Below are 718 nucleotides of genomic sequence, written 5' to 3' on the forward strand. Positions count from 1 at the left end.
TCGACGATGAGGCGCTGGTGGCTTTCGATGCGGCGGTCGAGGCATTGGCTGCGCAGGACGCCGATTTCGATCTCGACCATGTTGAGCCAGCTGGCGTGCTTGGGGGTGTAGTGGAACTCCAGCCTTTTGAGGATGCGCCGCGCCTCTGATGCCGGCAAGGCTTGGTAGAGCGCGGCGGGCGAGTGGGTCGACAGATTGTCGAGCACCACGCGGATGCGCTCGGCCTCTGGGTAATGGCTATCGACGAGATCGCGCATGCAGGAAGCAAAGTCGTCGGCCGCGCGCCGCTCGGTGACCTTCACCTTGCGCCAGGAGCGGTGCGCGTCGAGAAAGACGAACAGGTTGGCGGTGCCGTTGCGCTTGTATTCGCAGTCGTAGCGCTCCAGCTTGCCCGGCGCGGCCGGGATCGGCTGGCGCACTTCGCCGATGAGCTGGGTTGGGCTTTCGTCGAAGCACACGACCGGCCGTTTCGGATCGGGGTCCTCGGCATAGAGATCGAGCACATCCTCCATGCGCGCGACATATTCGGCGTCGACCTTGGGAATGCACCACATGTCCTTGCGCCACGGCTTGAGATCATTCTCGGCCAGGCGCCGACGCACCGTCTCGCGCGACAGCTGCTCATGCTCGGTCAGCTTGACGAACGCGTCGGCCAGCAGTTCCAACGTCCAGCGGCTGCGGCCCGGTGGCGGGCTGGAGCAGGCGGTGGCCACCAGCA

Annotated in this window: 1 protein-coding gene; it reads right to left on the bottom strand. The window is 65.3% G+C overall.

What is annotated here, in order from left to right; all coding sequences use genetic code 11:
* On the bottom strand, positions 1-718 hold a 718-nt coding region (locus RFM68_RS33515), incomplete at both ends, for an IS630 family transposase (protein WP_320237204.1).

The sequence above is a fragment of the Mesorhizobium montanum genome (assembly GCF_033977145.1).
GTDB lineage: Bacteria > Pseudomonadota > Alphaproteobacteria > Rhizobiales > Rhizobiaceae > Mesorhizobium > Mesorhizobium montanum.